We start from the raw sequence: 14,156 nt of genomic DNA on the forward strand, positions 1-14,156 counted from the left end.
TCAGCCGGCGAGGATACGCTCGATCGCCGGGCGATTCAGCCCCTTGAGGCCGATGACCACGAGGCGAGAGCGGCGGTCGTCCGCTGCGGTCCAGGCGCGGTCATAGTAATGATTGACGCGCGGCCCGACGGCCTGAAGCAAAAGCCGCATCGGCTTGCCGCCGACCTCGACGAAGCCTTTTACACGCAGCACGTTTTCTTCCTCGGCTGCGGTGGCGACGCGTTTTGCCAGCTCCTCCGGGTTGGCGATCGAGGAAATATCGATGACGAAGCTGTCGAAGTCGTCATGCTCGTGGTCGAGTTCGTCGTCGTGGTGGGTCTTGCGGTTTTCGATGTCGTCCTCGACGGCGAGGCCGAGGCCGAGCAGCACCGAGGGATCGACCTTGCCCTGCGAGGTCGGCACAATCTTCACCGCGCGAGCGATGTGCTCATTGATGATGGCATTGGCGCGGGCGGAGCCGGCGGCGTCCATCAGATCGCTTTTCGACAGGATGATGAGGTCGGCGCAGGCGATCTGGTCCTCGAACACTTCCTCGACCGGGTCGTCGTGGTCGAGCGTCCCATCCTGAGCGCGCTGCGCCTGCAAGGCGTCCATGTCATTGGCGACGCGGCCTTCGGCCAGCGCCGGGCCGTCGACCACCGCGATGACGCCATCGACGGTCACCCGGCTCCTCACCGTCGGCCACTGGAAGGCTTGCACCAGCGGCTTGGGCAGAGCGAGGCCGGAGGTCTCGATCAGGATATGGTCGACCTTCGGCGTCAGCGACAGGATCTGGTCGAGCGCCGGCACGAAATCATCGGCGACGGTGCAGCAGATGCAGCCATTGGCCAGCTCGACGATGTTTTCCTCGGGGCAGGTGTCGATGCCGCAGCCCTTCAGGATCTCGCCGTCGATGCCGATGTCGCCGAACTCGTTGACGATGATGGCGATACGCTTGCCGCCGGCGTTTTCCAGGAGGTGGCGGATCAGCGTCGTCTTGCCGGCGCCGAGGAAGCCGGTGACGACAGTGCAGGGAACACGGGAGACGGAGGCTGTCATATCTGGTCCTTCAGCATGTCGAGGGGAGGAATGCGGGCCACGAGGCCGCGCTTGAGGGAATCGGGACGGCCCCGCCATGGCATGAGGCCATCCGTCGAGGTGGCGAAGAGCTTTGCACCAGCGACGAGATCGGCGCCGCTGGTGGCGCTCAGATCGCCGAAGACGTAGCTCCAGCAGCCGTCGCGCAGGATCGCGGCGCTCAGCCGGCGCTTGCAATTGCCGAGGCATTCGACGCTGCGGATGCGGATATCTTCCCCGGAGGCGGCGCGGCGTGTGTCGTCCGCAAGCAATTCGCCGGCGCGGGGATGGGCGTCGGAACCGGTTTCGTCGCGACAGGAGGCGCAGACGATCACGGTCACGCCGGTCAAGGCGTCACCGGACAATACGTCCGCTGTCTCAGCCGGAAAACTGCTGTCGCGTTCCAAATCAGGCTCCTTGCCCGGAAAACCCGCCAGGCGATCGGATTCTTTGTCTCTCAGACGGCAGGTCTCCTGGCTCGCGGGTCATCGCCTCGGGTGCCGCCTTCCCGGGAACATCCCAGTGGTTTTCGGCCCAGGCTCGTCGCTTACAGTTGCGGGGACAGCCGCGGATTTGAAATCTTGCGATCCCGCACCGCATTCCCTCTTGGCTCCTCCCTTTGCCGAGAGGAGACCGTCTGGACCGGATTTAGGCTTGTAGGGACAGCCGTGTCAACGCACGTCTACGACGCGGCAATGTCGGCAAGTGGCTGTCCGAGGTCGCCTGCAGGCGTCACTTCAATGCGTTCGAGGCCCAGCCAACCCTGCATCTGCTTCAATTCCTCGAACAGCTGGGCGGCGGTTTCGGCGGGTGCGCTTGGCTCCGCATAGGCCGCATGGACACGCAATACGCTGGCAGGCCGGTCTGCCTTGAGGTCGACGCGGGCCACGATCCTATCGCCGAGCAGGAAGGGCAGGACGTAGTAGCCGTACTGGCGCTTATCGGCCGGCGTGTAGATTTCGATGCGATAGTGGAAATCGAACAACCGCTCCGAGCGCGACCGCTCGAAGACGACCGGATCGAATGGCGCCAGCAGGGCGCGCGCCTCGATTTTTCGAGGTATGCGTGCGTCCCTGTGAAGGTAAGCCGGCTTATCCCAGCCTTCGACACGCACCGGCGCCAGTTCGCCTGTTTCAACCAGTTCCTCCAGCCGGCCTTTCATGTCCGCGGGCGACAGGCGGAAATAGTCGCGCAAATCGCCTGATGTCGCGATGCCGTGGGCGCGCGCGGATATGCGCAGCAATTCGCGATGCGCGTCCTCGGTGGCTGGCACCGGCAGATCTAGGATCGCCTGCGGCAGCACGCGCTCCGGCAGGTCATAGAAACGCTCGAAGCCACGGCGGTGCGCCGTGGTGATGCGGCCGGCCCAGAACAGCCATTCGAAGGCGTGCTTGGCATGGCTCCATCCCCACCAGCCGCCCGAGCCCTTCTGGCCTTCCAGTGCCGAAGCGGCGATCGGGCCGCGCTCGACGACCGCGCGGTAGATCTCTTCGATATAGGCGGCGTGCTCGCGGCCCCATTTGGCCAGGCCCGAATACATCTCATCGCCGCGCTCGGCCCGCTGCATGCGCCAGCGCATCAGCGGGTATGTCTCGACCGGCAGGAACGAGGCCTCATGCGCCCAGTATTCGAACACGGTGCGCTTGCGCGTGACCGCGGCGTTGTCGAGCAAGGCGAGCGGGTAGGGGCCAAGGCGCGAATAAAGCGGCATATAATGAGCGCGCACCACGGCGCTGACGGAATCGATCTGCAGCAGGCCGGTGCGGGCAAGCACGCGGGCCAGATGCCGTCGATCGGGCGTAGCGGCTGGTCTGGCGTCGGCAAACCCCTGGGCGGCGAGTGCAATGCGCCGGGCCATGGGGAGCGAGATTTTTTCCTTCATGCTGATGCGACTCTAACGGGGTTCGAGCGTGCAGATGATCGTGATTCCGCGGGATGCTAGCAGGGTTTTGGCGGCATATATGTCAGGAGAGAAAAGTGGAGTAAAAAATGAAGGAAATCAAACAGGAGCGGATCGGACCAGTTTCCCCGTATATGCCGTCCAGGTCAGCGTTTTGAACAAGGTTTGACTTGCTTCGCCGGAAGTGCTGCGCTAACCCTCGCCGCGTTGCAGCATAGGCCCCTTAAAACGGTTCAGCGGTTAAACTGTCACGCTTCCGCAATAAGGTCCGGTGCTGTAATCAGAATGGATTGGCGCCAACGGAAAGCCGCTGCATGAACGCACTTCTCAGTTCGTACCTGCCCATCGTCCTGTTCATCGGCGTGGCGCTGGTTGTCGGCCTGGCGCTGCTGGCCGCACCCTTCCTGGTGGCCTACCGCAATCCCGATCCCGAAAAGCTTTCCGCCTACGAGTGCGGCTTCAACTCGTTCGACGACGCCCGCATGAAATTCGACATCCGTTTCTACCTGGTGTCGATCCTGTTCATCATCTTCGATCTGGAAGTGGCCTTCCTGTTTCCTTGGGCGGTGTCGTTCTCGAAGATCGGCATGCTCGGTTTCTGGTCGATGATGGTCTTTTTGGCGGTGCTGACCATCGGCTTTGCCTATGAATGGAAAAAAGGAGCGCTGGAATGGGATTGAGCGACAGTTCCGGCACGCTCATCGCGCCGAAGCCCAAGGGGCTGATCGATCCCAACACCGGCAGGCCGGTGGGGGAGGACGATCCCTTCTTCCTCGAGATCAACAACGAGTTGGCCGACAAGGGCTTTCTCGTCACCTCTACCGAGGCGCTGATCACCTGGGCCCGCAGCGGTTCGCTGATGTTCATGACCTTCGGCCTTGCCTGCTGCGCGGTCGAGATGATCCACACCTCGATGCCGCGCTACGACTCGGAGCGGTTCGGCGTCGCGCCGCGCGCGTCTCCGCGTCAGTCCGATATAATGATCGTCGCCGGCACGCTGACCAACAAGATGGCGCCGGCGCTGCGCAAGGTCTACGACCAGATGCCGGAGCCGCGCTACGTCATCTCGATGGGCTCGTGCGCCAATGGCGGCGGCTACTACCACTATTCCTATTCGGTGGTGCGCGGCTGCGACCGCATCGTGCCGGTCGACATCTATGTGCCCGGCTGTCCGCCGAGCGCCGAAGCGCTGCTCTACGGCATTCTTCTGCTGCAGAAGAAGATCCGCCGCACCGGCACGATCGAACGGTAAATCCATGACCGCATCCCTGAGCGAACTGTCGACCTATCTCGGCGAGAAGCTGATCGGCCGCGTGAATGAGGCGGCGATCGCCTATGGCGAACTCACCGTCCATGTCGAGCCACGCGACCTGATCGAGGTGATAACCTTCCTGCGCGACGATGCGCGCTGCCAGTTCATCTCGATCATCGACGTCTGCGGCGCCGACTATCCGTCGCGGGCCAAGCGCTTCGACGTCGTCTATCACCTGTTGTCGCCGAAGCAGAATGTCCGCATCCGCGTCAAGGTGCAGGCCGACGAGGAGACGATGGTGCCGTCGATCACCGGCGTCTATCCCGGCGCCGACTGGTTCGAGCGCGAGACCTACGATCTCTATGGCGTGCTGTTCTCGGGCCATCCCGATTTGCGCCGCCTGTTGACCGATTACGGTTTCGAAGGCCATCCGCTGCGCAAGGATTTCCCGCTCACCGGCTTCGTCGAGGTGCGCTACGACGACGAGGCCAAGCGCGTCATCTACGAGCCGGTCGAGCTCAAGCAGGAATTCCGCAATTTCGATTTTCTTTCCCCTTGGGAAGGCACCGACTACGTGCTGCCCGGGGACGAAAAAGCCAAGACGAATTGAGGCGCCAGAATGGCTGAAAACTCCGTCCGCAATTTCAACATCAATTTCGGCCCGCAACACCCTGCGGCGCACGGCGTTTTGCGCCTCGTGCTGGAACTCGACGGCGAAGTCGTCGATCGCGTCGATCCGCATATCGGGCTGCTGCATCGCGGCACGGAAAAGCTGATCGAGGCCAAGACCTATCTGCAGGCGGTGCCCTATCTCGACCGGCTCGACTATTGCGCGCCGATGAACCAGGAGCATGCCTTCGCGCTCGCCGCCGAGCGTTTGCTCGGCATCGAGGTGCCGAAGCGCGGCCAGCTGATCCGCGTGCTCTACTGCGAAATCGGCCGCATCATGTCGCACATCCTCAATGTGACGACGCAGGCGATGGACGTCGGCGCGCTGACGCCGCCGCTGTGGGGCTTCGTCGAGCGCGAAAAGCTGATGGTGTTCTATGAGCGCGCCTCCGGCTCGCGCATGCATGCCGCCTATTTCCGTCCCGGCGGCGTCCATCAGGATCTGCCGCGGCAGTTGGTCGAGGACATCGGCAAGTGGATCGACCCGTTCCTGAAGTCGATCGACGACCTCGATGCGCTTTTGACCGGCAACCGCATCTTCAAGCAGCGCAATGTCGATATCGGCATCGTCTCGCTGGCCGATGCCTGGGCCTGGGGCTTTTCCGGCGTCATGGTGCGCGGCTCGGGCGCGCCATGGGACCTGCGCAAGTCGCAGCCCTACGAATGCTATTCGGAAATGGATTTCGACATTCCGATCGGCAAGAACGGTGACTGCTACGACCGCTACCTCGTGCGCATGGAAGAAATGCGCCAGTCGGCGAAGATCATGCGCCAGTGCGTCGATCTCCTGCTCGGCAAGGAAAGCACCGGCCCGGTGTCGAACCTCGACGGCAAGGTGGTGCCGCCCAAGCGCCAGGCGATGAAGCGCTCGATGGAAGCGCTGATCCATCACTTCAAGCTCTACACCGAGGGCTACCGCGTGCCGGCCGGCGAGGTCTATGCCGCCGTCGAGGCGCCGAAGGGCGAATTCGGCGTCTATCTGGTCTCCGACGGCTCCAACAAGCCCTATCGCTGCAAGCTGCGGGCGCCCGGCTTCGCGCATCTGCAGGCCATGGATTTCCTCTGCCGCGGCCACATGCTGGCCGACGTCACCGCCGTTCTCGGCTCCCTCGACATCGTGTTTGGTGAGGTCGATCGCTAAATGTCAGTCCGCCGTCTCGCAGAAGCCAGCGTCCAGCCAGCATCCTTCGCCTTCAACCGGGCGAACGCGGCAGCGGCGAAGCAATGGATCAAGAAATACCCGAAGGGCCGCGAACAGTCGGCGATCATTCCGCTCTTGATGCTGGCGCAGGAGCAGGAAGGCTGGGTGACGAAGGCGGCGATCGAGACGATTTCGGACATGCTCGGCATGCCTCGGATCCGTGGCCTCGAAGTCGCGACCTTCTACACCCAGTACCAGTTGAACCCGGTCGGCACGCGCGCCCATATCCAGGTCTGCGGCACCACGCCCTGCATGCTGCGCGGCTCGGAAGCGCTGATGGATGTGTGCCGCTCCAAGATCCATCACGACCAGTTCCACACCAACGACAAGGGCACCTTGTCGTGGGAAGAGGTCGAATGCCTCGGTGCCTGCGTCAACGCGCCGATGGTGATGATCTTCAAGGACACGTTCGAGGATCTGACACCGGAACGGCTTGCCGAAATCATCGATCTCTACGAGTCCGGCAAGGGCGCCTCGGTGGCCCCGGGACCGCAGAACGGCCGCACCGGCTCGGAGCCGGCCTCTGGCCTGACGACGCTGAAGAGCGAAAAGGCGATCCTCAAGTCGACCCGCGACAAGGAGGCCAAGGCAGCCACCAAGGCCGCCAAGGACGCGGCACCAGTTGCTGCCACCGCTCCGGCCGCAGCCGCACCGGCGGCGCAGGCATCGGCCGCGCCGGTGGCGCCTTCGAATGCCGGCAAGCCAAAGACCGATGCCCCTGAAACCAGCCCGGCCTTGAAGACGCCCTCAAAGACCAAGGTCGCGCCGGCGGCCGAAAAGGCCGCAAGTGTTTCGGCGCCACTGCATTCGGCCGCCAATGCCAACACGGCCGCTCCAGAGGTCGAGCAGGTCTCCAAGCAGCGCAATGGTCCCAAGACCAAGGCCGAGCCTGCCGCTGCTTACAAGGCACCGGAGGCCAAGGCGCCGGCCGCGAAGGCGGCCGCCAAGCCGTCGCTGGAAGACAAGAACCGCCCGGCCGGCATCGCCAAGCCGGCGCTGGTCGACGATCTCAAGCTGATTTCCGGCGTAGGCCCGAAGATCGAGGGCATCCTGCATACGCTGGGCATCTTCACCTTCGCGCAGGTCGCGGCGTGGAAGAAGGCCGAGCGCGAGTGGGTGGACGGCTACCTCTCTTTCCAAGGCCGTATCGAGCGCGACGACTGGGTCAAGCAGGCCAAGGCGCTCGCCAAGGGCGGTGTCGCCGAATACATCCGCGTCTTCGGCAAGAAGCCGGTCTGAGGGACGAAAAATGCTCCAGGACAAAGACCGAATCTTCACCAACATCTACGGCCTCTTCGACAAGTCGCTGGCCGGCGCGATCGCGCGCGGTGCCTGGGACAACACGCCCGGCATCGTTGCCAAGGGGCGCGACTGGATCGTCAACGAGATGAAGGCGTCTGGCCTGCGCGGACGCGGTGGCGCCGGCTTCCCGACCGGCCTGAAATGGTCGTTCATGCCCAAGCAGAGCGACGGCCGGCCGAGCTACCTCGTCATCAATGCCGACGAATCCGAGCCCGGCACCTGCAAGGACCGCGACATCCTGCGCAACGATCCGCACACGCTGGTCGAGGGTGCGCTGCTCGCCGGTTTCGCCATGGGCGCGATTGCCGCCTACATCTATGTGCGCGGCGAGTTCATCCGCGAGCGCGAGGCATTGCAGCGGGCCATCGACGAGGCCTACGAAGCCAAGCTGATCGGCAAGAACAACACGTCCGGCTACGACTTCGACATCTACATGCATCACGGTGCCGGCGCCTATATCTGCGGCGAGGAGACGGCGCTGCTCGAAAGCCTGGAAGGCAAGAAGGGCCAGCCCCGGCTGAAGCCGCCATTCCCGGCCAATGTCGGCCTCTATGGCTGCCCGACCACCGTCAACAATGTCGAATCGATCGCGGTGGCGCCGACCATCCTGCGTCGCGGTGCCGCCTGGTTCTCGTCCTTCGGCCGGCCGAACAATGTCGGCACCAAGCTGTTCTGCGTCTCCGGCCACGTCAACAATCCGTGCACGGTCGAAGAGGCGATGTCGATCCCGTTCCGCGAGCTGATCGAGACCCATTGCGGCGGCATTCGCGGCGGCTGGGACAATCTGCTCGCGGTCATTCCGGGTGGCGCCTCGGTGCCGCTGGTGCCGGCCGAGCAGATCATCGACACGCCGATGGATTTCGACGCGCTGCGCGACCTCAAGTCCGGCCTCGGCACGGCGGCTGTCATCGTCATGGACAAGTCGACCGATGTCGTGAAGGCGATCGCGCGGCTTTCCTACTTCTACAAGCATGAGAGCTGCGGCCAGTGTACGCCGTGCCGCGAAGGCACCGGCTGGATGTGGCGGGTTATGGAGAGGCTGGTGCGCGGTGAGGCGCAGAAGCGCGAGATCGACATGCTGCTCGACGTCACCAAGCAGGTCGAAGGCCACACGATCTGTGCGCTGGGCGACGCGGCGGCATGGCCGATCCAGGGCCTGATGCGGCATTTCCGTGGCGAGGTGGAACGGCGCATCGACGAGTTTTCGCGCAACGCGCATCGGGCCGAGCCGGTGATGGTGGCGGCGGAATAGAAGAGTTTGTGAATGCGGGCGAATGCCCGAAGCGAGAAAGCCGGGGCGGGCGAACGAACAAACGACCAGGAGATATCTATGGCGCCGTATTCGACACCCCACCCATTGATGCCCAATTTGGACCAGCTCGAGAAGATGAACCAGGACCTGACCAGGATGATGCCGAAGGAGATGGCGAGCGCCGTCAACCTTCTCGCGCACCCTGTCGCTGGTGTCGCGGCCATGTCGGCGCTCGGCATTGGGCTCGCCAACCACGCTTTCGGCGTCTGGATGGGCGCGCTTTCGGGAGCGGCCGAAGCCTCGCAGCGGCTGCTGCAGCCGATCGTCGACGACTTCGAGGCGCGCACCGAGCGTTTGTCGGAGATGGAAAGAAGTGCCTCCAAGGCGCGCGCGGCGACCAAGACCTTGATCGCCGAAGCCCAGTCCTTCGCGCAGGATGTGACCGACATGGTTGCCAGGGAGCCAGCCGACACGGCGCCAGTCGTCGATGCCGGCCCGATGGCGGGCGCGGTTCCGGCCGGGTTGCTGCCGGAGGATTTCAGGCAGCCCAGGGCCATGGACAAGCCGGCGAAACCGTCGGATCTCAAGGCGATATCGGGCATCGGCCCGAAGCTGGAGACGGTGCTGAACGGCCTCGGCATCTGGACGTATGCCCAGATCGCGGCATGGACGCAGGAAGAGGTTGCCTGGGTCGAGGACTATCTGTCGCTCTCCGGCCGCATCGGCCGCGACGATTGGACTGCCCAAGCGGCGGCGCTCGCCGTCAAGAAGTGAATGAAATGCGGGACGCGGTTTCGATCGCGCCCGGAAAAAGAGATTGCGGGAAATCCGCAGGGGTTTGAGGCGAATGGCAAAGCTCAAGGTCGACGGGAAAGAGATCACTGTACCCGACCACTATACGCTGCTGCAGGCGGCCGAGGACGCAGGCGCGGAAGTGCCGCGCTTCTGCTTCCATGAGCGGCTGTCGATCGCCGGCAACTGCCGCATGTGCCTGATCGAGGTGAAGGGCGGGCCGCCCAAGCCGCAGGCATCCTGCGCCATGGGCGTGCGCGACCTGCGTCCCGGCCCGAACGGCGAGCCGCCGGAAATCTTCACCAACACGCCGATGGTCAAGAAGGCCCGCGAAGGCGTGATGGAATTCCTGCTCATCAACCATCCGCTGGATTGCCCGATCTGCGACCAGGGCGGCGAGTGCGACCTGCAGGACCAGGCGATGGCCTTCGGCGTCGATTCCTCGCGCTATCACGAGAACAAGCGTGCGGTCGAAGACAAGTATATCGGCCCGCTGGTCAAGACGGTGATGAACCGCTGCATCCATTGCACGCGCTGCGTCCGCTTCACCACCGAGGTCGCCGGCATCTCCGAGCTCGGCCTGATCGGCCGTGGCGAGGATGCCGAGATCACCACCTATCTCGAACAGGCGATGACCTCGGAGCTGCAGGGCAACGTCATCGACCTTTGCCCCGTCGGCGCGCTGACCTCCAAGCCCTTCGCTTTCCAGGCGCGGCCGTGGGAGCTGACCAAGACCGAATCCATCGACGTGATGGACGCCGTCGGTTCGGCGATCCGCGTCGACAGCAGAGGCCGCGAAGTGATGCGCATCCTGCCGCGCGTCAACGAGCAGGTGAACGAGGAGTGGATCTCCGACAAGACCCGCTTCATCTGGGACGGCCTGCGCACGCAACGTCTCGACCGCCCCTATGTGCGCAAGGATGGCAAGCTGGTTCCCGTGAGCTGGGCCGAGGCTTTTTCGGCGATCAAGGACGCGGTGTCCAAGGCGGCACCCGACAAGGTCGGGGCCATATCCGGCGATCTCGCCGCGGTCGAGGAAATCTACGCGCTGAAGCTGCTGATGGCTTCGCTTGGTTCGAAGAACACCGACTGCCGCCAGGATGGCGCGGCGCTCGATCCGTCGCTCGGCCGGGCGAGCTACATCTTCAACCCGACCATCGAAGGCATCGAGCAGGCCGACGCGGTGCTGATCATCGGCGCCAATCCGCGCTATGAAGCCTCCGTGCTCAATGCCCGCATCCGCAAGCGCTGGCGGGTCGGCAACCTGCCGGTCGGCGTCATCGGCGAAATCGGCGATACGCGCTACGAGTATGAACAGTTGGGTGCCGGGCCGGATTCGCTCAAGGATCTGGCCGACGGCAATGGCAAATTCTTCCAGACGCTGAAGAAAGCGACGCATCCGCTGATCATCGTCGGCCAGGGCGCTTTGGCGCGCGCCGATGGCGCCGCCGTGCTCGGCCAGGCAGCGAAGCTCAGCATGGCCGTCAACGCCGCAAGGGCTGACTGGAACGGCTTCGCCGTGCTGCACAACGCGGCTGGGCGAGTCGGCGGTCTTGATCTCGGCTTCGTGCCGGGCGAGGGCGGCAAGAGCGTTGCCGGCATGCTGGGCGAGATGGACGTGCTGTTCCTGCTCGGCGCCGACGAGATCGACATGGGCAAGACCGGCGGCGCCTTCGTCGTCTATATCGGCACCCATGGCGACGCCGGTGCTCATCGCGCCAACGTCATCCTGCCGGGCGCTGCCTACACCGAAAAATCGGGCACTTATGTCAACACCGAAGGGCGCGTGCAGCAGACCAACCGCGCCGGCTTCGCACCCGGCGATGCCCGCGAAGACTGGGCGATCCTCAGGGCGCTGTCGGATGTGCTGGGCAAGAAACTGCCGTTCGATTCGCTGCCGCAGCTGCGCGCCAAGCTCTACGGCGAGTATCCGCATCTGGCCCGCATCGACCAGGTCGCGGCCGGCAATGCCGAGGACATTGCCAGGGTGGCGAAGCTCGGCGGACGGCTGAACAAGGGCACGTTCACCTCGCCGGTCAAGGATTTCTACCTGACCAACCCGATCGCGCGGGCATCGGCCGTGATGGCGGAATGCTCGGCGCTGGCCAAGAGCGGCTTCAAGCAGGCGGCGGAATAAGCATGGATACTTTCTTCTCCTTTTACGTGCTGCCGGCGCTGCTGATCCTGCTCAAGTCGGTCGTGCTGATCGTCGTGCTGCTGGTCTTCGTCGCCTACATCCTCTACGCCGACCGCAAGATATGGGCGGCGGTGCAGCTGCGCCGCGGTCCGAACGTCGTCGGCCCCTGGGGCACGCTGCAAGCCTTCGCCGACCTGCTGAAGTTCGTCTTCAAGGAACCGATCATCCCGTCCGGCGCCAACAAGGGCGTCTTCCTGCTGGCGCCGCTGGTGTCCGCGGTGCTGGCGATCTCGGCCTGGGCGGTCATTCCGGTCAGTCAGGGCTGGGCGATCGCCAACATCAATGTCGGCATCCTCTATGTCTTCGCCATCTCCTCGCTCGAGGTCTATGGCGTGATCATGGGCGGCTGGGCGTCCAATTCGAAATATCCATTCCTCGGCGCGCTGCGTTCGGCCGCGCAGATGGTGTCCTACGAAGTCTCGATCGGCTTCGTCATCGTCACGGTTCTGCTCACCGCCGGCTCGCTCAACCTCAGCGATATCGTGCTTTCGCAGCATGACGGGCTTGGCACGCGGCTTGGCCTGCCCAACACCTTCCTCGACTGGAACTGGCTGTCGCTGTTCCCGATGTTCATCATCTTCTTCATCTCGGCGCTGGCGGAGACGAACCGGCCGCCTTTCGATCTGGTCGAAGCCGAATCGGAACTGGTCGCCGGCCACATGGTCGAATATTCGTCGACGCCGTTCCTGCTGTTCTTCCTCGGCGAATATGTCGCCATCGTGCTGATGTGCGCGCTGGCCACCATCCTGTTCCTTGGCGGCTGGCTGCCGCCCTTCGACTTCGCGCCGTTCACCTGGGTGCCCGGCGTCATCTGGTTCGTGCTGAAAGTCTGCTTCGTGTTCTTCGGCATTTCCATGGTGAAGGCGTTCGTGCCGCGCTACCGCTACGACCAGCTAATGCGGCTCGGCTGGAAGGTGTTCCTGCCGATCTCGCTGTTCATGGTGGTCGCCACCGCAGCCTTCCTCAAGATCACGGGGTTTGCGTGATGTCCGCTCTGTCCCAAGCCGCAAAATCGCTGCTGCTGCAGGATTTCGTCAGCGCCTTCTTCCTGTCGATGCGCCAGTTCTTCGCGCCGAAGGAGACGATCAACTATCCGCACGAGAAGGGGCCGACCAGCCCGCGCTTCCGTGGCGAGCATGCCTTGCGCCGCTATCCCAACGGCGAGGAACGCTGCATCGCCTGCAAATTGTGCGAAGCCATCTGCCCGGCACAGGCGATCACCATCGAGGCCGGTCCGCGCCGCAATGATGGCACCCGCCGCACGGTGCGCTACGACATCGACATGGTGAAGTGCATCTATTGCGGCTTCTGCCAGGAAGCCTGCCCGGTCGACGCCATCGTCGAAGGGCCGAATTTCGAATTCGCGACGGAGACGCGCGAGGAACTTTACTACGACAAGGACAAGCTGTTGGCGAATGGCGACCGGTGGGAGCGCGAACTGGCGCGCAACATCTCGCTGGACTCGCCGTATCGCTGACATTTGACGCATGGACGGGGCGAGGGGCCTCGTCTAAGGACAACGCGGCTTGGAACCCCGAGGCGGGACCAGGCCAAAGAAGCGGACAGGGTGAGAGCCCGTCCGGTCAGGAACCCGGGGGAACCCCATGTTGAGTGGACTAGAGGCGGCCTTTTTCTACCTCTTCGCCTTTATCGCGGTGGCGTCGGCGTTCATGGTCATTTCGTCGCGCAACCCCGTGCATTCGGTGCTGTTCCTGATCCTGACCTTCTTCAACGCCGCCGGCCTGTTCATGCTGACGGGCGCCGAGTTCCTGGCGATGATCCTGCTCGTCGTCTATGTCGGCGCGGTGATGGTGCTGTTCCTGTTCGTCGTCATGATGCTCGACGTCGACTTCGCCGAACTGAAGAGCGGCGCCCTGCAATACGCGCCGATCGGCGCGCTGGTCGGTCTGATCCTGGCGGCGGAGCTGATCGTCGTGCTCGGTGGCTATACATTCGCGCCGCAGCTCGCCTCGACGGTCTCGAAACCCATCCCTGATCTCGCAACGCGCTCGAACACGGCCGCCCTCGGCGACATCCTCTATACGGACTACCTCTACTACTTCCAGATTTCGGGCCTCATCCTGCTGGTTGCCATGATCGGCGCCATCGTGCTGACGCTGCGCCACAAGGAAGGGGTCAAGCGGCAGTCGATCGCAGCCCAGGTCGGCCGTACGCCGGCGACCGGCATGGAAATCCGCAAGGTCAAGACGGGCGAGGGACTCTGAGATGGTTGTCGGCATCGCGCATTATCTGACCGTATCGGCGATCCTGTTCACGCTCGGCGTGTTCGGCATCTTCCTCAACCGCAAGAACGTCATCGTCATCCTGATGTCGATCGAGCTGATCCTGCTTGCGGTCAACATCAACTTCGTCGCCTTCTCGGCCTCGCTCGGCGATCTGGTCGGCCAGGTGTTCGCGTTGTTCGTGCTGACGGTCGCGGCGGCCGAGGCTGCCATCGGACTTGCCATTCTCGTCGTCTTCTTCCGCAACCGCGGCTCGATCGCGGTCGAAGACGTGAACATGATGAAGGGTTGA

Annotated in this window: 15 protein-coding genes and 1 riboswitch; of the genes, 12 read left to right on the forward strand and 3 right to left on the reverse strand. The window is 63.7% G+C overall.

From position 1 onward, the window contains the following. The 3 genes from cobW to NR193_RS13070 form a co-directional block, all read right to left on the reverse strand. Positions 1-1,038 (reverse strand): cobalamin biosynthesis protein CobW, encoded by a 1,038-nt coding sequence (cobW, locus tag NR193_RS13060; RefSeq protein WP_256751238.1) that lies wholly within the window; start codon positions 1,036-1,038, stop codon positions 1-3. Next, positions 1,035-1,463, reverse strand: a complete 429-nt coding sequence (locus tag NR193_RS13065) for a DUF1636 family protein (protein ID WP_256751239.1) — start codon at positions 1,461-1,463, stop codon at positions 1,035-1,037. Before NR193_RS13065 ends, cobW begins: the two co-directional genes overlap by 4 nt. Positions 1,464-1,501: 38 nt before the next feature. Beyond that, positions 1,502-1,709: riboswitch (cobalamin riboswitch) on the reverse strand. A 29-nt stretch (positions 1,710-1,738) separates the two neighbouring features. After that, complete coding sequence (locus NR193_RS13070) at positions 1,739-2,938, reverse strand: winged helix-turn-helix domain-containing protein (RefSeq protein ID WP_256751240.1); 1,200 nt, start codon at positions 2,936-2,938, stop codon at positions 1,739-1,741. A 332-nt stretch (positions 2,939-3,270) separates the two neighbouring features. On the opposite strand from NR193_RS13070, the gene NR193_RS13075 reads away from it, so the two are divergent. The 12 genes from NR193_RS13075 (at position 3,271) to nuoK (ending at position 14,156) form a co-directional block, all read left to right on the forward strand. Then, positions 3,271-3,636 carry an NADH-quinone oxidoreductase subunit A gene (locus NR193_RS13075; protein ID WP_010910112.1) on the forward strand — a complete coding sequence of 122 codons (366 nt, stop codon included), beginning with the start codon at positions 3,271-3,273 and terminating at the stop codon, positions 3,634-3,636. Beyond that, on the forward strand, positions 3,627-4,208 hold the full coding sequence (locus NR193_RS13080; RefSeq protein ID WP_227346756.1) for an NADH-quinone oxidoreductase subunit B family protein: 582 nt from the start codon (positions 3,627-3,629) through the stop codon (positions 4,206-4,208). The genes NR193_RS13075 and NR193_RS13080 overlap by 10 nt, the downstream gene beginning before the upstream one ends. 4 nt (positions 4,209-4,212) lie before the next feature. Continuing rightward, positions 4,213-4,818 carry an NADH-quinone oxidoreductase subunit C gene (locus NR193_RS13085; RefSeq protein WP_256751241.1) on the forward strand — a complete coding sequence of 202 codons (606 nt, stop codon included), beginning with the start codon at positions 4,213-4,215 and terminating at the stop codon, positions 4,816-4,818. Between the two features lie 9 nt (positions 4,819-4,827). Beyond that, positions 4,828-6,018 (forward strand): NADH-quinone oxidoreductase subunit D, encoded by a 1,191-nt coding sequence (locus NR193_RS13090; protein WP_256751242.1) that lies wholly within the window; start codon positions 4,828-4,830, stop codon positions 6,016-6,018. Then, positions 6,019-7,317 carry an NADH-quinone oxidoreductase subunit E gene (locus NR193_RS13095; protein WP_256751243.1) on the forward strand — a complete coding sequence of 433 codons (1,299 nt, stop codon included), beginning with the start codon at positions 6,019-6,021 and terminating at the stop codon, positions 7,315-7,317. A gap of 10 nt (positions 7,318-7,327) precedes the next feature. Next, positions 7,328-8,632 (forward strand): NADH-quinone oxidoreductase subunit NuoF, encoded by a 1,305-nt coding sequence (nuoF, locus tag NR193_RS13100; protein ID WP_256751244.1) that lies wholly within the window; start codon positions 7,328-7,330, stop codon positions 8,630-8,632. 78 nt (positions 8,633-8,710) lie between these two features. After that, a complete protein-coding gene (locus NR193_RS13105) occupies positions 8,711-9,406 on the forward strand; it encodes an NADH-ubiquinone dehydrogenase (RefSeq protein ID WP_256751245.1) in 696 nt (231 codons plus the stop codon). A 73-nt stretch (positions 9,407-9,479) separates the two neighbouring features. Beyond that, positions 9,480-11,561 (forward strand): NADH-quinone oxidoreductase subunit NuoG, encoded by a 2,082-nt coding sequence (gene nuoG, locus NR193_RS13110; protein WP_256751246.1) that lies wholly within the window; start codon positions 9,480-9,482, stop codon positions 11,559-11,561. A 2-nt stretch (positions 11,562-11,563) separates the two neighbouring features. Then, positions 11,564-12,607 (forward strand): NADH-quinone oxidoreductase subunit NuoH, encoded by a 1,044-nt coding sequence (gene nuoH, locus NR193_RS13115; protein ID WP_256751247.1) that lies wholly within the window; start codon positions 11,564-11,566, stop codon positions 12,605-12,607. After that, positions 12,607-13,098 (forward strand): NADH-quinone oxidoreductase subunit NuoI, encoded by a 492-nt coding sequence (gene nuoI, locus NR193_RS13120; RefSeq protein ID WP_023812382.1) that lies wholly within the window; start codon positions 12,607-12,609, stop codon positions 13,096-13,098. The genes nuoH and nuoI overlap by 1 nt, the downstream gene beginning before the upstream one ends. Positions 13,099-13,225: 127 nt before the next feature. Continuing rightward, positions 13,226-13,846: an NADH-quinone oxidoreductase subunit J gene (locus tag NR193_RS13125; RefSeq protein ID WP_091575550.1), complete on the forward strand. Its 621-nt coding sequence runs from the start codon at positions 13,226-13,228 to the stop codon at positions 13,844-13,846. A 1-nt stretch (position 13,847) separates the two neighbouring features. Beyond that, positions 13,848-14,156 (forward strand): NADH-quinone oxidoreductase subunit NuoK, encoded by a 309-nt coding sequence (gene nuoK / locus NR193_RS13130; protein WP_091575549.1) that lies wholly within the window; start codon positions 13,848-13,850, stop codon positions 14,154-14,156.

Source organism: Mesorhizobium sp. Mes31 (assembly GCF_024519675.1).
Taxonomy (GTDB): Bacteria; Pseudomonadota; Alphaproteobacteria; order Rhizobiales; family Rhizobiaceae; genus Mesorhizobium.